14 protein-coding genes, 1 tRNA gene and 1 pseudogene are annotated in these 16,094 nt (G+C 69.4%); 11 read left to right on the top strand and 5 right to left on the bottom strand.

Translation table 11 applies throughout. From position 1 onward, the window contains the following. Positions 1-26 precede the first annotated feature (26 nt). Entirely contained in the window at positions 27-2,684 is a 2,658-nt protein-coding gene (gene topA, locus FHS44_RS21730; RefSeq protein ID WP_184717450.1) for a type I DNA topoisomerase, read from the bottom strand. 156 nt (positions 2,685-2,840) lie between these two features. Here topA and FHS44_RS40205 point away from each other — a divergent pair, with 156 nt between their 5' ends. Next, positions 2,841-3,026 (top strand): DUF5703 family protein, encoded by a 186-nt coding sequence (locus tag FHS44_RS40205; protein ID WP_312863762.1) that lies wholly within the window; start codon positions 2,841-2,843, stop codon positions 3,024-3,026. Positions 3,027-3,195: 169 nt separating this feature from the next. Here FHS44_RS40205 and FHS44_RS21725 read toward each other — a convergent pair whose 3' ends face one another. The 3 genes from FHS44_RS21725 to FHS44_RS21715 all read right to left on the bottom strand — a co-directional run bounded on the left by FHS44_RS21725 (position 3,196) and on the right by FHS44_RS21715 (position 7,040). Then, positions 3,196-4,803, bottom strand: coding sequence for a chaplin family protein (locus FHS44_RS21725; protein ID WP_184717448.1), 1,608 nt, complete (start codon positions 4,801-4,803; stop codon positions 3,196-3,198). Between the two features lie 184 nt (positions 4,804-4,987). Beyond that, positions 4,988-5,503, bottom strand: coding sequence for a hypothetical protein (locus FHS44_RS21720; RefSeq protein WP_184717446.1), 516 nt, complete (start codon positions 5,501-5,503; stop codon positions 4,988-4,990). 229 nt (positions 5,504-5,732) lie between these two features. Next, positions 5,733-7,040, bottom strand: a complete 1,308-nt coding sequence (locus FHS44_RS21715; RefSeq protein WP_184717444.1) for a M20/M25/M40 family metallo-hydrolase — start codon at positions 7,038-7,040, stop codon at positions 5,733-5,735. Between the two features lie 165 nt (positions 7,041-7,205). Here FHS44_RS21715 and FHS44_RS21710 point away from each other — a divergent pair. The 3 genes from FHS44_RS21710 to FHS44_RS21700 all read left to right on the top strand — a co-directional run bounded on the left by FHS44_RS21710 (position 7,206) and on the right by FHS44_RS21700 (position 8,370). After that, a tRNA-Leu gene (locus tag FHS44_RS21710) sits at positions 7,206-7,291 on the top strand. 247 nt (positions 7,292-7,538) lie between these two features. Next, the gene (locus FHS44_RS21705; protein ID WP_184717442.1) at positions 7,539-7,694 is read left to right on the top strand and encodes a hypothetical protein; all 156 of its coding nucleotides are present in this window, start codon (positions 7,539-7,541) and stop codon (positions 7,692-7,694) included. A 49-nt stretch (positions 7,695-7,743) separates the two neighbouring features. Then, positions 7,744-8,370 (top strand): DUF6518 family protein, encoded by a 627-nt coding sequence (locus tag FHS44_RS21700; RefSeq protein ID WP_184717440.1) that lies wholly within the window; start codon positions 7,744-7,746, stop codon positions 8,368-8,370. A gap of 51 nt (positions 8,371-8,421) precedes the next feature. On the opposite strand, the pseudogene FHS44_RS21695 reads toward FHS44_RS21700, so the two are convergent. After that, a pseudogene (locus tag FHS44_RS21695) lies at positions 8,422-8,658 on the bottom strand (IS5/IS1182 family transposase); the annotation flags it as partial. A gap of 341 nt (positions 8,659-8,999) precedes the next feature. On the opposite strand from FHS44_RS21695, the gene FHS44_RS21690 reads away from it, so the two are divergent. The 7 genes from FHS44_RS21690 (at position 9,000) to FHS44_RS21660 (ending at position 16,094) form a co-directional block, all read left to right on the top strand. After that, positions 9,000-10,046: a methyltransferase gene (locus tag FHS44_RS21690; protein WP_184717438.1), complete on the top strand. Its 1,047-nt coding sequence runs from the start codon at positions 9,000-9,002 to the stop codon at positions 10,044-10,046. Positions 10,047-10,298: 252 nt separating this feature from the next. Next, complete coding sequence (gene sigK / locus FHS44_RS21685) at positions 10,299-10,883, top strand: ECF RNA polymerase sigma factor SigK (RefSeq protein ID WP_184717436.1); 585 nt, start codon at positions 10,299-10,301, stop codon at positions 10,881-10,883. Next, complete coding sequence (locus FHS44_RS21680) at positions 10,880-11,635, top strand: anti-sigma factor (protein ID WP_184717434.1); 756 nt, start codon at positions 10,880-10,882, stop codon at positions 11,633-11,635. Before sigK ends, FHS44_RS21680 begins: the two co-directional genes overlap by 4 nt. 60 nt (positions 11,636-11,695) lie before the next feature. Next, entirely contained in the window at positions 11,696-13,219 is a 1,524-nt protein-coding gene (locus FHS44_RS21675) for a molybdopterin-dependent oxidoreductase (RefSeq protein ID WP_312863761.1), read from the top strand. A gap of 99 nt (positions 13,220-13,318) precedes the next feature. Next, the gene (locus tag FHS44_RS21670; protein ID WP_246435875.1) at positions 13,319-13,840 is read left to right on the top strand and encodes a fasciclin domain-containing protein; all 522 of its coding nucleotides are present in this window, start codon (positions 13,319-13,321) and stop codon (positions 13,838-13,840) included. Positions 13,841-13,901: 61 nt separating this feature from the next. Next, entirely contained in the window at positions 13,902-14,543 is a 642-nt protein-coding gene (locus FHS44_RS21665; RefSeq protein WP_184717430.1) for a fasciclin domain-containing protein, read from the top strand. 537 nt (positions 14,544-15,080) lie between these two features. Beyond that, entirely contained in the window at positions 15,081-16,094 is a 1,014-nt protein-coding gene (locus tag FHS44_RS21660; RefSeq protein ID WP_184717428.1) for a TerC/Alx family metal homeostasis membrane protein, read from the top strand.

Below are 16,094 nucleotides of genomic sequence, written 5' to 3'. Positions count from 1 at the left end.
ATCGGGACCCCGGGCAGTAGTGAACGTCAGGCCTTGGCCTTCGCCCTGGAAGTGGTGCGCTTCTTGGGGGCCGGGCCACGGGCACGACGGTCGGCGAGCAGCTCGGCGGCACGCTCCGTGGTGATCTGCTCGACCTCGTCACCCTTGCGCAGGGAGGCGTTGGTCTCGCCATCGGTCACGTACGGGCCGAAACGCCCTTCCTTGACCACGATCGGCTTCTTGGAGACCGGGTCCTCGCCCAGCTCGCGCAGCGGGGGCGCCGCGGCGGCCCTGCCCCTGCCACGGGCCTTGGGCTGGGCGAACAGCTCCTTGGCCTGTTCCAGGGTGACCGTGAACATCTCCTCCTCGGACGCCAGAGAGCGGGAGTCGGTGCCCTTCTTCACGTAGGGACCGAACCTGCCGTTCTGCACGGTGACCGCCTGGCCGTCGAGCTCACCCAGGTTCCTGGGCAGCGAGAGCAGCCGCAGGGCGTCGTCCAGGGTGACGGTGTCCAGGGTCATGGTCTTCAGCAGCGACTCGGTGCGCGGCTTGGGCGCGTCGGCCTTCTTCGTCCGCTTCTTTCCCTCGGCGGGAGGTTCCTCGACCTCGGGAAGGATCTCGGTCACGTAGGGGCCGTAGCGACCGTCCTTGGCCACGATCAGATTGCCGGTGACCGGGTCCTTGCCCAACTCCCTGGCCCCCGAGGGACGGGCGAACAGCTCCTCGGCCATCTGCGCGGTCAGCTCGTCGGGGGCGAGGTCCTCGGGGACGTTCACCCTGGCGCCGTCACGGTCGAGATACGGACCGTAGCGGCCGACCCGGATCATGATGTCGGTGCCCCGGATCGGGAAGGAGCTGATCTCCTTGGCGTCGATCTCCCCCAGCTCGGTGACCAGGACCTTCAGTCCCTCGTCGTCGTCAGAGCCGTAGTAGAAACGCCGCAGCTCGGGCACCCGCTCGGCCCTGTCGTTGGCGATGTCGTCGAGGACCTTCTCCATGTCGGCGGTGAAGTCGTAGTCGACGAGGTGCCCGAAGTGCTGCTCCAGCAGGTTGACCACCGCGAACGCCAGGAAGGACGGCACCAGCGCCGTGCCCTTCTTGAAGACGTAGCCGCGGTCCAGGATCGTTCCGATGATCGAGGCGTAGGTCGAGGGACGGCCGATCTCCCGGTCCTCAAGCTCCTTGACGAGCGAGGCCTCGGTGTAGCGCGCGGGCGGCTTGGTCGCGTGCGCCAGCACGTTGAGCTCGGCCGCGGTGAGACGGTCGCCCTCGGCCAGGGTGGGCAGCCGCTTCTCGGAGTCGTCGCGGTCGGTCGCCGGGTCGTCGGCCCCCTCGACGTAGGCCTTCAGGAAGCCGTGGAAGGTGATCGTCCGGCCGGTCGCGGAGAACTCGACCTGCTCACCCGAGCTGGAGGTCCCCTTCACCTTGACGTTGATCGACTCGCCGACCGCGTCCTTCATCTGGGAGGAGACGGTCCGCTGCCAGATCAGTTCGTACAGCCGGAACATGTCGCCGGTCAGCCCGGTCTCCCCGGGGGTGCGGAACTCCTCACCCGAGGGACGGATCGCCTCGTGCGCCTCCTGGGCGTTCTTGACCTTGCTCGCGTAGACCCTGGGCTTGTCGGGCACGTAGGCGGCGCCGTACAGCTTGATGGCCTGGCTGCGGGCGGCGGCGACGGCGGTCTCCGACAGCGTGATGCTGTCGGTTCGCATGTAGGTGATGAAACCGTTCTCGTACAGGCGCTGGGCGACCTGCATGGTGGACTTCGCGGAGAAGCCCAGCTTCCTGCTCGCCTCCTGCTGCAGCGTCGTCGTCCTGAACGGCGCGTACGGCTTGCGGGTGTACGGCTTGCGCTCGACCGAGGCGACCGTGTAGGCCGTACCGGCCAGCCTGCCCGCCAGCGCCCGCGCGGCCTCCTCGTCCAGGTGGAGGGCACCGGCGGTCTTGAGCGTGCCGTTGCTGGCGAAGTCGCGTCCCTGCGCGACGCGCTTGCCGTCCACGCCGGTCAGCGCGGCGGTGAACTCGTGGGGAACCTCGTCACGGCCGGTGTCGAACAGCGCCTGCAGGTCCCAGTAGCTGGCGCTGGTGAACGCCAGGCGCTCGCGCTCGCGCTCGACGACCAGCCGGGTCGCCACGGACTGCACCCGTCCTGCGGACAGCCGAGGCTTGACCTTCTTCCACAGGACGGGGCTGACCTCGTAGCCGTAGAGGCGGTCGAGGATGCGCCGCGTCTCCTGGGCGTCGACAAGCCGCAGGTTCAGGGCACGCGGGTTGGCGACGGCCTCCAGGATCGCCCTCGGGGTGATCTCGTGGAAGACCATGCGGTGGACCGGGACCTTGGGGTTGAGCACCTCGCGCAGGTGCCAGGCGATCGCCTCGCCCTCGCGGTCCTCGTCGGTGGCGAGGTAGAGCTCGTCGGCGTCCTTGAGCAGCTGCTTGAGCTTGCTCACCTGGGCCTTCTTGTCGGGGTTGACGACGTAGAGCGGCTCGAACTCATGGCTCACGTTGACGCCCAGACGGGCCCACGACTCGCCCTTGTACTTCTCCGGGATGTCGTCGGCCTTCTCGGGGAGGTCGCGAATGTGTCCGATGCTGGACTCCACGACGTAGCCACGGCCGAGGTACCCAGCGATGGTCTTCGCCTTGGAGGGCGACTCGACGATCACCAGGCGGGTTCCGCCGACGTTGCCGTTCTTGGCTGGCACGCTGCTTCCTACCTCGCTGTTCCCATTCGTTCCCCGTTCACTTCCACTCGGGTTACCCGATCCGCATCGGGCACACTCCCAAGTAAAGCCGCAAGGACGCACAATAAAGCCCTATGGGAGCCGACGTCCCCTGCACACCCTCGGAGACTAATCGCTGTGCTCGACTACTCCTACTTGGTTCTCCATCTTCCGCGTGGCACCTCCCGGGACGTGGCCCGGAGGATACTGACCGAACATGCAGAATACGGTGACTGGGAACTCGACCGTCTGCGACTGTATCCCGATGGCCGCCGTGACATCCGTCTGCGTCGCAAGATCATACGTGTGACCAGGACGATGTGACCTCTGACACGGCTTTCTGTAGCTCTTGAGATGGCTTCGCCCGCCCCGGGCCGCGCCCCCGGAGCGGACGAAGCTCCTGTGCCCCGCCTGATGAACGCCGTCATCCGCGAAGCGTCTTGCGTCTCCCACAGAGGATCAGAGGAGACATGTCTGGAGGGTTACTAACGCCTTACTTCTTGGCGAAGCGGATACGGCGCGCGGTCACGAAGAGGGCGGCGGAGGCGGCGGCCATGGCACCGAGCAGCAGGGAGAAGAGCGAACCGGAGTTCATCCCGGTCACCCCGACCGGCTGGGCGGCGCTCATCAGCCCGACGACCGGCAGCCCCTTGGTCACGGACTGCGGCGCGAGCTGAGGCGCGGACTGGGCGCCACGGGTCAGCCCGACGAGCCCACCCCTGTTGAGGAGGCCGTCCACGACGCCGACCGAGACCGGACGCGAGCGCTCACCGCTCGCCGACCCCAGCGGCACCTTGGGCAGCACGGGCAACCCGGTCAGTCCGGTACGGCTGGGCAGCCCCTTGATCGTCTCCAGCAGGGGGATGGTCGGCAGGCTGGACAGCAGACCGCTCCTGGGGGTGCTGACCGGCGGGGCGGCCGGGGGCTGAGGGGGGTTCCCCTTGCCGTAGGACTGCCACACCTCACGCGCCCCGGCGGGAACCCTGGTGACGGGGGCCGGGCCACCCACCCGGGCACCGCCGAGGCAGCCCGCGGCGGCGTCCCCGAGGGCGGCGACCGCGTTGCCGCACGCGTTCACCGGCGCCGTGATCGGCGCCACGACCTGGTTGCCGGCCAGCACACCGGACCTGCCCGAGGTCGTGTTGCCCCCCGCGCCCGGGCCGTAGCCACCGTTCACCGAGGAACCACCCCGGCAGGCGCCGAAGGCGTTGCCGACCGCCGCCACCGCCGTACCGCACACGTTCACCGGAGCCGTCACCGGCGCGACCGCCTGGTTGCCACCGAGCACCGAGGACCTGCCGGAGGTCGTGTTGCCGCCCGCGCCCCGGCCAGGACCGAACCCGTTGATCGAGGAACCGCCGACGCAACCCGCGGCGGCGTTGCCCACGGCCGCGATAGCCGTACCGCACACGTTCACCGGAGCCGTGACCGGGGCGACAACCTGGTTGCCGCCCAGGACGCTGGAGGTGCCGTCCGTACGGTTACCCCCCGCTCCGGGACGGCCGGTGCCCGCGTAGCCCGTGGTCGGACGCTTGGGAGCACCGGGAACCACGGCACCGCCCTTGCACCCGGAGAAGGCGTTGCCGACCGCCCCGACCGCGAGGCCACAGACGTTGGCCGGCGCCGTGACCGGCGCCACGACCTGGTTGCCGCCCAGGACGCTGGAGGTGCCGTCCGTACGGTTGCCACCGGCCCCACCGCCGCCACGGCCCTGCCTGACGACCGAGGCACCGCCCCGGCAGGCGGCCTTGGAGTTACCGATGACCGAGACGGCGTTGCCGCAGGCGTTAACGGGGGCGGTGACCGGCGCGTTGACCTGGTTGCCGCCGAGCACCGACGACTTGCCCGAGGTGGTGTTGCCGCCCTGCCCGCCCTTCCCGGTGACCGAGGAGCCGCCCTGGGAGACCGCGGTCGAGTTACCCCCGACGGCGGCGGCGTTGCCGCTGATGTCGATCGGCAGAGTGACGGGCGCGTTGACCTGGTTGCCCCCGCCGACCGAGTGCTGACCATCGGTGTCGGCGAAGGCCGTACCGCTGCCCAGGGACATAGCGGCCAGCGCGAGCAGTGCTGCCGGTGCGGTGCCCTTGACCCACGTACGCATGATTTATGCTCCTAGCAATTGCTTACAGGGGGAATGCCGGACTTCTCGTGGTCGGCATGGGCCGTACCACGAGGAACGCGTGTTTCTGGTGAGGTGACCTGACGCCTTCGCGCGGACCGGTTACCGGTGGCGCCCCGTCCCGCCCGGACGCGAGAAGCGCGGGCCGGTCTGCGGGATTGGGGATTCAGTCAGGAGAGAAAGAAGGGTCGTCCGCCGCTGTGCGGACGACCGGGGGAAGCGCGCGGGCCGCAGGAGCGCGCCGCGCCGTCACTCGCGGGTCGTGCACGAACCGCGTGACGTCCCCAACACCCGGCCCTGAAGGACCGGAACCACCACTGCCCTGGGGCACGAAACCGTTCGCACCCGCGGAGTGGTCATCTGACGCGGGGGCCGGGGAGGTCGGCTTGGACTGGCTGGTGAGCCCGTCCACACCTCGTCCCGCCATGGCCGCGGCGTCTCCTGAGACCGAGAACCCGCCGCCACCCGTGGGGAAGACACCGGCCTGGAAGGCCGGTCCGGGCGCGGTCGAGTCGGGAGCGTCGAGACGCGCCGCCCCCGCCGCCGCGGTGGTGTCCGCGGCGGCGGGGGCGGCGCCGAGAAGCCCGAAGACGAGCGCGAGCAACCACCCGGCGGCCAGCACGCCGCCGAGCGCGAGAGCCCGCCTGACGACCACCCGGGCGCCGACCACGAACCGCGCCATCCGGTCAGCCCGAGCAGAGACGAACTCATCCGCGGAAACGGTCACGGACGCGTGTCGGACGACGAAGGGCGAAACCCTCCACCGTCCGTGCGGCACACGCGCCACGTGAACCTCCCCGAAGCTCCCGGCCGGACCAGCCCAAGGCAAAGTCCGGCCCTCAACGGAGCGTTACGCTACCAGCACGGGGAGTCAACGTGAGCGGTTTCCTGAGGGTTTCGGCAAGAAACTCTCAGCAGGCGTCAAGGAAGCGGTCAAGCACCCGCACCCCGAACTGGAGCGAGTCCACCGGCACCCGCTCGTCCACCCCGTGGAACATCCCGGAGAAGTCCAGGTCGGCGGGCAGCCTAAGCGGCGCGAACCCGAACCCGCGCATCCCCAGCGTGCTGAACGCCTTCAGGTCCGTTCCTCCCGACAGCGTGTACGGCACCGCCAGCGCCCCCGGGTCCTCGGCCACCAGGGCGTCGGCCATGGCCCGCACCAGCGACCCGTCGAACCCGGTCTCCAGGGCGATGTCGTGATAGACGAACTCCCTGGTCACGTTGGGCCCGAGCAACTCGTCGAGCGTCTGGAAGAACTCCTCCTCGTACCCGGGCAGGAACCGGCCATCCACGTGCGCGGTCGCGGTCTGCGGGATCACGTTGGCCTTGTAACCCGCCTGGAGCATGGTCGGGTTGGCGGTGTTGCGCAGCGTGGCGCCGATCATCCGGGCCAGCGGACCCAGCTTGGCCACGGTCGCCTCGGGGTCATTGGGGTCGAAGTCGATCCCCAGCGCCCGGGAGGTCTCGGTGAGGAAGTTCTCCACGGTCCGCGTCAGCCGTACCGGCCACTGATAGCGCCCGACACGGCCGACCGCCTCGGCCAGCTCGGTCACGGCGTTCTCCGCGTTGAGCATGGAGCCGTGCCCCGCCCTGCCGGTCGCGGTCAGCCGCATCCAGGCGATGCCCTTCTCCGCGGCCTCGATGAGGTAGAGCCTGCGCGCGTCGTCGATGGAGACGCTGAATCCGCCGACCTCGCCGATCGCCTCCGTGCACCCCTCGAAGAGGTCCTTGTGCTCGGCGGCCAGCCACTGCGCGCCGTACGTGCCACCTGCCTCCTCGTCGGCGGTGAACGCCAGCACCACGTCCCGCGGCGGTCTGCGTCCTTCGCTGAGCCGCTGCCTGACGACGGCGAGGATCATCGCGTCCATGTTCTTCATGTCCACGGCGCCGCGCCCCCAGACGCAACCATCGGCGACCTCCCCGCTGAGCGGGTGGAGGGTCCAGTCGTCGGCGTCGAACGGAACGACGTCGAGATGACCGTGAAGGAGCAGCGCCTCGCGCGAGGAATCTTCCCCCTCGACGCGTACGACCACGTTCGCCCTGCGGCTGTCGGACTCCAGGATGCGCGGTTCGAGCCCGACCTCGGCCAGCTTCTCCGCGACGTACTCCGCCGCCGCCCGTTCCCCGGGGCCCGAATTGTCGCCCGCGTTGGTCGAGTCGATCCTGATCAGATCACGGCACAGCCCCGCGACCTCGTCCTCACCCTTGAGCGTGGTCATGGCGACTCCTTAGTTTTGGTACGGCTTGCGCCTCCCATCCTGCCGCCGCCGAACACGTCTCGGCATCCCCGGCGGACCGCCCCGCATACCGATATGACGCAAGCTCAAGAGTTTGCTAACCTGAGTCCGCCGACGCGGGATGACGGTCCCGCGTGCAGGCACCACGTCCGGGTGGCGGAATAGGCAGACGCGCTAGCTTGAGGTGCTAGTGCCCTTTACGGGGCATGGGGGTTCAAGTCCCCCCTCGGACACGCACTCTGATACATGTTGGGCCTGGCCTCAACTACGGCCTCTCTCTGAGGGGTTGTAGGCGAGGTGCAGGCCCATCTGCGTGTAGAGGTCGTTCCGGCCTTCCTGATGATCTCGGGCAATCGGGGGATCATCTCCGTTTCGCGGATCTCTTTTTCTGGTGACGGCCCGAGGCTCCGCCGTCCTGAGGATCGCTACCCGTGTCCAGAGCGGCCGTGGGGATTCGAGCCCGCCGACATCCCTGGCCTGGTGCGCTTGTGGCACGGGACCGACGACCCCAAGGTGCCGGTCGCGCTGACCCGGCGGCTGGCCGTACAACTACCAGACGGTCACTTCGCCGCCTTCGCCTTCCAAGAGGAGACCGCGGCCGAGCAGCACCGAGCTGGTATACCTATTTGTCGTTAAAGTTGCGATTTGTCGGTATCCCGTGAGGGAAGACAGGGGGATCTTCCTGATGGGAAGCCGCTTCGGCCCGGTAGCGAAGCTCAGCGGTTCGTGGGCATCGGCGCTGCTGGCGGGTCTGGGACTCGGTGTTGTAACCAATCTGGCCCAGGGCTGGCTTCCGGGCGCCTGGAACCAGGTCGCCAACTCCGGTGCTGTCTGGTGCGTCCCGGCGTTCGTCGCCGGTGCCCTGATTGCCGGCTGGGCGTCGGCGCGGTCGGCTGCCACCGCCGGCCTATGTGCCTCGATCGGTCTGGTCATTGGGTATTACGGGTACGCGGAGTTCGGCCGTGACGGCATGGGCAGCCTCACCTATCCGCTGATCTGGCTCGCGATGGCGGTCATCAGCGGCCCACTGTTCGGCGTGGCCGGGCTGTGGTGGCGGAACGGACGTACCGTACGTCACCGTGTCATCGGCCTCGCCGCACTGGGAGGCGTCTTCGGGATGGAGAGCATCATGTATGCCTTCGTCCTGCATTACGCCCCGCAGGCATGGGCCTGCCTGGCCGTCCTCATCCTCGCACCGCTACTGATGACACGTCGGCGAGGAGAACGGACGCCGACCCTGCTGACGGCCCTGGCCCTCGCGGCACTGGCGTACGTAGTTATCGGATTGCCACTTCAGTACGTGACGACATGAAGTGGATCGCGGACCGCAGACACGGTAAGCCAGGTCACGCTAGACCGTGACTCATTTGGTCGGTCTGCGGCGATGGCGACCTCGGCGTTCGTAGCGGCGGTGCAGGCGGCGGCAACCGGACAACCAGGAGACGGTTCGCTCGACGACCCAGCGGTGACGGCCCAGGCGCTGGCTGGAGCCGACGCCCCGGCGGGCGATACGCGGCACGACGCCGCGGCTATGCAGAAAGCCCCGCAGGTAGGGGTAGTCGTAGCCTTCGTCACCGTGAAGTTTGACGGGTCGGCGTCTGAGTCACGGTCTAAGTGGCCTCGTTCATCCATCCTGCGGTCGCAGACACGCAGAGGGGCAGCCTGCGGAGCTGGCATGGCTTGGGGTGCGCTCGCGGGGGCCAGAAGGGGAGCTGGCAGCGGGAGGGATCCGGCGTCCTTTCCGTCGTTCGTCGCAGCGTAGAACTGGCCAATCAAGGTGGCGGGACGGTGATCCGCGCGACACTATGCTCACTCACGGTGCAGCCGGATATCGCCTCCTGGACCAATGGTTGAAGATCCGGCAGACCCATAGGCTCGAACGAGGTCCCACACCGCAGAGACGGCGAAGAACACGCAGATCCCACCCAGGGAGGCACCTAGATGGATGGCCGCCACGAACAGGACAGCGCGACCGCTGACGGTCGGACGTCGGCGTCCTTCCTGATCGACGAAGCGCTCATGTTCTATTACCCGGCCGCCCTGCGGGCCGTAGCCGCGACCGGCGTGGCAGATCATCTCGCGGACGGTCCGCGCACCGTCGAAGACCTGGCCCGGCGTACGGATGTCAACGCGCAGAGCCTGTACCGGGCCCTGCGGGTGTCGGCGACCCGCGGGATCTTCGAGGAGTTGGACGACGGCCGGTTCCGCCTCACCCCTGCGGGAGACGCGCTGCGCACGGACGCGCCCCTGTCAGCGCGGTCAGCCGTACTGATGCTCACGGACCAGTCGATGTGGCGGCCCGCCGGCGAGATGGAACGCTGCCTGCAGGGGGGCGGCTCGGCGTTCGACGACATCTTCGGCATGCCGTTCTTCGACTATTTCGCACAGGATCAGGCGACGGCGGCCATCTTCCACCATGGGATGGCGGCTATGTCCGCCCAGGAGAACGCGCCGATCGCCGCGGCCTGCGAATTCCCCGACTCGGGGGTCGTCGTCGATGTCGGCGGCGGCCAGGGCGGGCTGCTGCTGTCGGTGCTGGGCCGGAGGGACGGCCTGCGGGGTGTGCTCTTCGACGCCGAGCACGTCCTGCGACACCACGTGCTGGACGTGGCGGAGGCCGGTGGCCGCTGGGAACTGGCCGTGGGGGACTTCTTCACCGAGGTCCCCAAAGGGGACATCTACCTGCTGAAGCGCATCCTGCACGACTGGGAGGACGACCAGTGCGTGACCATTCTGCGCAATTGCCGTACGGCGATGCGGCCGGGTGGCCGGATCCTGGTCATCGACGCGGTCGTTCCCCCCGGCGACGCCCCGCACCAGGCGAAGCTCGTCGACCTTCTGCTGATGGCCTCTCTCGTCGGTCGTGAGCGCACGGCGCAGGAGTTCTCGCAGCTTTTCGAGGCGGCCGATCTGCGGCTGTCCCGCGTCATCCCCACCGGTACCGTCCTGTCCATCGTGGAGGCGACTCCGAAGGACCCCAACGGCTGATCCCGGCCGCCCGCCGCCACCGCCGAGCCGGTCAGTGGCGACGTCAACCGGCACCGGCATGCGCTCGCCCAGTGCACTGGCGACCTCCCAGTTCGAGCTGGACAAGCCAGGCGATCCCTCCGGTGGGACGACACCGGCAGGGCGCCTCACCCGTGCCGTTGAGGAACCACCAGCCCTGAAACCCATCCAATACGTGGATGGCTCCGAAGTTCTTCTGGCCGGTGCTGTGTCGGTCGGGGCGGGAGGGGCTGCATGAGAGCGCGTGATCAGTCGCCGGTTGGCGAAGACTGCCCGCCGGGGCTGGAGGAGTTGCTGCAGGCGGTCGGCAAAGGTGATCGCGGGGCGTTCGAGCGGCTGTACGAGGTGCTGGCGCCGCGGGTGTTCGGGCTGGTGCTGCGGGTGTTGCGGGATCGGGCGCACAGCGAGGAGGTGGCGCAGGAGGTGCTGGTTGAGGTGTGGCGCGGCGCCGCCCGTTACGAACCAGGGAAGGGGTCGGTGATGGCGTGGGTGCTGACCATCGCGCATCGGCGGGCGATCGATCGGGTGCGTTCGGCGCAGGCGGGCATGGACCGGGAAGAACGGGCGGCGCGGCTGGAGCCGTACAGACCCTTTGACGAGGTGCCAGAGCTGGTGGTGGGCCGGTTGGAAGGCGAGCGGCTGCGCCGCTGCCTGGACGGGTTGACCGAGTTGCAGCGTGAGTCGGTCACCTTCGCCTACTACGGCGGCTACTCCTATCGGGAGGTCGCCGAGCTGGTCAAGGCGCCGTTGGGGACGGTCAAGACACGGATGCGCGATGGGCTGATCCGGCTGCGCGACTGCCTGGGAGTGGGCCGATGAAGGCACGAGACCCGCACACCCTGGCGGGTGCCTATGCGCTGGACGCCATCGACGACGAGGTCGAGCTGCGTCGTTTCGAGCGGCATCTGGCCGCGTGCGCCGAGTGCGCGCAGGAGACGGCGACGCTGGCCGAGACGGCCGCGCGGCTCGGTGCGGCGGTGGCGGCCGAGCCGCCGCCCGGCCTGCGGGCGCGGGTGCTGGCCGAGATCGAGCAGGTACGGCAGCTGCCACCGGAGGTCGCGTCCACACCACGTGTCAGGCGGATGGGGGCGGTCACGTGGCGGCCCTGGCTGACGGCTCTGTGTGTGGCGGCGGCGTTGGCCGTGGTGGCCGGACTCGGCGTGACGACCCTTCAGGCGCGTCAGGAGCTGGAACAGGCCCGGCGTGCCGAGCAGCGGATCACCGCGGTGCTGACGGCGGATGACGCTCGGACCGTGACGGCTCCGGCCACCGGGGTGGGGCGAGGCGGACGCGGCACGGTGGTGGTGTCGCGTTCGCGGGGCGCGATGGTTTTCTGGGCGGCCGGGCTGGGCGATCCGCCCGCGGGCCGGGTCTACCAGCTGTGGCGGCTCGCTCCTGGGCGGATCACCTCGGCCGGGCTGCTCGCCTCCAGCGGCTCCGGAGGTACGGTGCCGGTGCTGAGCGCCACCGACTCCGATGTGGACCGGGTAGGGGTGACGGTGGAGCCGACCGGTGGTTCACGGCAGCCGACCACCACGCCGCTGTTGCTGCTGAACGTGCCCGCCGCCTGACTTTCCAGCTTCTGGGCCGGGGGCACCCATCCGTTTCCGCAGTGGCTCCGAAGCCCCGGTGTGACTGCTGAGAAACCGGCCCGCGTCGTGATGGCGGCCTTCGGTGTGCTCGCCGCGGCGCTGGCCCTGGGCTCGGCGGAACTGACGGCCGCGCTGATCGGGCGGCCCGAGGCCGGTCCGCTTCCCGCGGTGGGGTCGGTGTTCATCGATCTGAGCCCGGCGTGGCTGAAGGACTTCGCCATCCGTACCTTCGGCGCCCAGGACAAGCTGGTCCTGCTCGTGGGGCTGGCAGCCGTGATCGTCATCGCGGCCGCAGCCATTGGAATCGCCGCGCCCCGGCGACCGTACCTGGCCATCGCAGCCCTGACAGGGCTCGCGGCGGTCGCCGGGGCTGCGGCGCTGTCACGGCCGGGCTCGCGACCGGCGGATGTCCTGCCCGCCGTGGTGGGGGCGGCGGGCGGTGCGTTCGCCCTGCTGCGTACCCGTCGCCTATCTCAGCCGGGACCTGAGACAGATGATCCCGCACGGCGGGTCCTGCTCACTCGGGGAGCCGCGATGCTGGGGCTGGCCGTCCTGAGCGGCGGCACCGGCCGGGCGATCGTCTCGGCCCGCCGATCCTCCGCCGACGGCCGCGCCCTGGTGCTTCCCCGTCCGGCCGACCCCGCAGGAACGCTTCCCGCAGGGGTGGAGCTGAACGTGCCCGGACTCGGCCCGTTCACCACGCCCAACCGCGCCTTCTACCGGGTCGACACCGCGCTGGTCATCCCTCGCGTGCCGTACCAGGAGTGGACATTACGCGTGCACGGCATGGTCGACCGTCCGGTCGAGCTGAGCTTCGCCGATGTGCTGGCCCGGCCTCTGACCGAGCGTGACATCACCCTGACCTGCGTCTCCAACGAGGTCGGCGGACCATACGCGGGGCACGCCCGCTGGCTCGGCGTCGATCTGGCGGCTCTGCTGCGCGAGACCGGCATCCGGGCAGAAGCCGATCAGATCCTGTCCCGCTCGGCCGACGGCTGGACCGCCTCCACCGCCCTGGAGAGCGTGCTGGACGGCCGTGACGCCCTGCTCGCCATCGCCATGAACGGCCAGCCGCTGTCGCCCGCCCACGGTTTCCCCGCGCGGATGGTCGTGCCCGGTCTGTATGGATACGTCTCGGCCACCAAATGGGTAGTCGACCTCAAGCTCACCCGCTTCGCCGACGAGCGCGCCTACTGGACCCGGCGCGGCTGGGCCGAGCGAGCGCCGATCAAGACCGCCTCCCGCATCGAGGTGCCCAAGCCGTTCGCCGAGATACCGGCGGGTCCGGTCACCGTCGCGGGTACGGCGTGGGCGCAGCACCGTGGCGTCGCGGCCGTTGAGGTTCGCGTCGACGGCGGCCCCTGGCGCCAGGCCGACCTGGCCGCCTCCGCGGGACCCGACACCTGGCGGCAATGGCGTACGACCTGGCAGGCCACCCCCGGACAGCACCGCATCGAGGTCCGCGCCACCGACGCCACCGGCCACACCCAGCCCGCCGAACGGGTGCCGCCGATCCCGGATGGCGCCACCGGCTGGCACACGGTCCTGGTGACCGTCACCTGAACCCCCTCGGCACGTCCATCCACCGAACACAGGAGATGCCAGAACATGAACATCCGTCACATCGCCGCCGCACTGCCGATCGTGGCTGTCGCCGTCTCGATGCCCGGCTCGGGCGCGCTCGCCAACACCGCCGCAGAGGCCGCGGCCCGGCGGCCTTTCGGCCCGGCCTGCTCGGCCGTTCCCAGCACGGGCAAGGGGAGCTTCAGCGGCATGGCCGCCGACCCGGTCGCCACCGCCGCCTCCAACAACCCCGCCCTGTCCACGCTCGTCACCGCGGTGAAGAAGGCGGGTCTGGTGGACACGCTCAACTCCGCCGACGGCATCACCGTCTTCGCGCCCACCAACCAGGCGTTCGCCAAGCTCGGCAGGAAGACCCTGAACAAGGTCCTGGCCAACAGGAAGACGTTGACCGGCATCCTCACCTACCACGTCGTCTCCGGCCGCAAGACGCCCACCGACCTGAAGAGCGGCTCGTTCACCACCCTGCAGGGCGGCAAGATCACCACCACCGGCTCCGGCGCCACCTACAGGGTCAACAACGCCAAGGTCGTGTGCGGCAACGTCCCCACCCGCAACGCCACCGTCTACATCGTCGACACCGTGCTCATGCCCCCCAGATAGCCGTACGGCGGGCCCCCTCCCGCACAGAACATGGCCGCACTCAGATGAGGAACCCCATCACATGATCAAGAACAAGCGCCTTACCGTCGTTCTGCCCCTGCTCGCCCTGGCCGTGTCCCTGACCGCGTGCGGCGGCGACAACACCGGCGCGGCTCCTTCCGCGAGCGGTGCCGCCCCGGCTCCCAGCGGCACACCGACGGTCACCGACTCCGCCGTCGAGCCCGTCGCCGACACGCCGTTCGGTACGGCCTGCTCCGCGGTTCCCTCCTCCGGCGAGGGCAGTTTCACCGGCATGGCCGACGACCCGGTCGCCACCGCCGCCTCCAACAACCCGGTCCTGTCCACCCTGGTCGCCGCGGTGCAGAAGGCAGGCCTGGTGGACACGCTCAACTCCGCCGACGGCATCACCGTCTTCGCCCCGACCAACGACGCCTTCGCCAAGATCGACAAGAAGACGCTGGACAAGGTGCTCGCCGACAAGGAGGCGCTGACCGGCATCCTCAGCTACCACGTCGTCGCCGGGCGTAAGACGCCCGCCGATCTGGCGAGCGGCTCGTTCACCACGTTGCAGGGCGGCAAGATCACCACCGCCGGTTCCGGCCAGGACTACACGGTCGGCGACGCCAAGGTGGTGTGCGGCAACGTGCCCACCCGCAATGCCACCGTCTACATCATCGACACCGTGCTCATGCCCGGGAAATGATCCCGGGAGCGAGTCCCCAGCCGTCGCCGGGCGATTCGCGGCTCTCCGGACGCCGGGCCGGGGAGGCGGCTTGGGAAGCGACGGCGATCGTGGGCGGCGTGGGCCCGGCCACAGGACGGCGGCGGTGACGAGCGCGGAGAGCGTCAGCAGGATGCCCAGGAGAACTTCGGCGAGCACGTGGGACATGGGATCTCCTTCGTCCTCGTGGTGAACGTGCGAACCAGAGGACGGAGGTCTTCCCACACCCTCCCGGACCGGGAGGGCCACCTCGCCGGGCTCCCGGACCACGGGGGCCGTGCTGACGGACGAGGTGTCGGACGGCGGGTACTCCCCTCCGCTTATTTCACTATCTGTCCATCTCAGCCCCGGGTCAAGGTTCACCCGGAGCGGGAGGTGGCCTAACCTGAGAGGAGCGAGGGGAGTACTTCCCAAGAGCTGCTCCGGTCAGTACGGACGCCCCACGGTGTCCCCGGACAGTCGCCCGGATGACGCGGGTGAAGGAGACCTCGAACAGCCAAGCGCGTTCGAGGAGCCCTCATGCCCGTCCAAACGAGTCCGCTGGCGGCCGATCTTGAGACGATCGCCTCCCCCGGCCTGTGGACGATCACCATTGGCGCCCTGCTGGTCCTGTTGGCCCTGGACTTCGCGATAACCCATCGCCCGCACGAGGTGCGGATGCGCGAGGCGGTGGGCTGGTCGATCTTCTACCTGGCCCTTCCGCTGGCCTTCGGCGTCTACCTGTGGGCGGCGCACGGCTCGGGCGTCTCGGTGGAGTTCTTCACCGGCTACGTGGTGGAGAAGTCGCTGTCGGTCGACAACCTCTTCGTCTTCATGCTCCTGCTCGCCGCCTTCGCGGTCCCGCCCGCGCTGGCCCAGCGGGTCCTGCTCTACGGCATCGTCGGGGCGCTGGTGCTGCGCGCGATCTTCATCGCGCTCGGGGCCGCGGCCCTGAAGAGCGGCACCTGGGCGTTCCTGCTCTTCGGCGCGGTGCTGATCGTCACCGCCGTGAAGGTCTTCCGCGACGCGCTGACCGGGCACGAGCAGCAGGTGGACATCTCCTCCATGCGCACGGTCCACCTGATCCGGCGTTTCATGCCGGTCACCGACGACTACCGGGGCTCGCGCATGCTCGTCCGCGAGGGTGGCCGCCGCGCGCTGACCCCGCTGGCCCTGGCCGTCGTGGCGGTCTTCGCCACCGACATCGTCTTCGCCGTCGACTCGGTGCCCGCGGTGTACGGCGTGACCGAGGACCCGTTCCTCGTCTTCGCCACCAACGCCTTCGCCCTGCTGGGCCTGCGGGCGCTGTACTTCGTGCTCCGGGGCGCGCTGGCGAAGCTGCGCCACCTGAACCACGGTCTGGCCGTCATCCTGGCCTTCATCGGCGTCAAGCTCGTCCTGCACTGGGCGCACGGCATCTGGACCTGGGTGCCGCAGATCCCCACGCTCGCCTCGCTGGCAGTCATCATCGCCGTGCTGGTCACCGTCACCCTGACCAGCCTCCACGCGGGCCGGAAGGACGCGACCTCCTCAACCGGCACACAGGCCACATGA

It is taken from the genome of Streptosporangium saharense (assembly GCF_014203715.1).
Taxonomy (GTDB): domain Bacteria; phylum Actinomycetota; class Actinomycetes; order Streptosporangiales; family Streptosporangiaceae; genus Streptosporangium; species Streptosporangium saharense.
Note: the sequence above shows the minus strand (reverse complement) of the source record. Positions and strands in the feature narration are given on the sequence as shown.

Excerpts from the sequence above, each read along its gene's own strand:
- FHS44_RS21725 (WP_184717448.1), bottom strand. The coding sequence starts at position 4,803 with ATGCGTACGTGGGTCAAGGGCACCGCACCGGCAGCACTGCTCGCGCTG.
- FHS44_RS21720 (WP_184717446.1), bottom strand. The coding sequence starts at position 5,503 with ATGGCGCGGTTCGTGGTCGGCGCCCGGGTGGTCGTCAGGCGGGCTCTC.
- FHS44_RS21715 (WP_184717444.1), bottom strand. The coding sequence starts at position 7,040 with ATGACCACGCTCAAGGGTGAGGACGAGGTCGCGGGGCTGTGCCGTGAT.
- FHS44_RS21700 (WP_184717440.1), top strand. The coding sequence starts at position 7,744 with ATGGGAAGCCGCTTCGGCCCGGTAGCGAAGCTCAGCGGTTCGTGGGCA.
- FHS44_RS21690 (WP_184717438.1), top strand. The coding sequence starts at position 9,000 with ATGGATGGCCGCCACGAACAGGACAGCGCGACCGCTGACGGTCGGACG.
- sigK (WP_184717436.1), top strand. The coding sequence starts at position 10,299 with ATGAGAGCGCGTGATCAGTCGCCGGTTGGCGAAGACTGCCCGCCGGGG.
- FHS44_RS21680 (WP_184717434.1), top strand. The coding sequence starts at position 10,880 with ATGAAGGCACGAGACCCGCACACCCTGGCGGGTGCCTATGCGCTGGAC.
- FHS44_RS21670 (WP_246435875.1), top strand. The coding sequence starts at position 13,319 with ATGCCCGGCTCGGGCGCGCTCGCCAACACCGCCGCAGAGGCCGCGGCC.
- FHS44_RS21665 (WP_184717430.1), top strand. The coding sequence starts at position 13,902 with ATGATCAAGAACAAGCGCCTTACCGTCGTTCTGCCCCTGCTCGCCCTG.
- FHS44_RS21660 (WP_184717428.1), top strand. The coding sequence starts at position 15,081 with ATGCCCGTCCAAACGAGTCCGCTGGCGGCCGATCTTGAGACGATCGCC.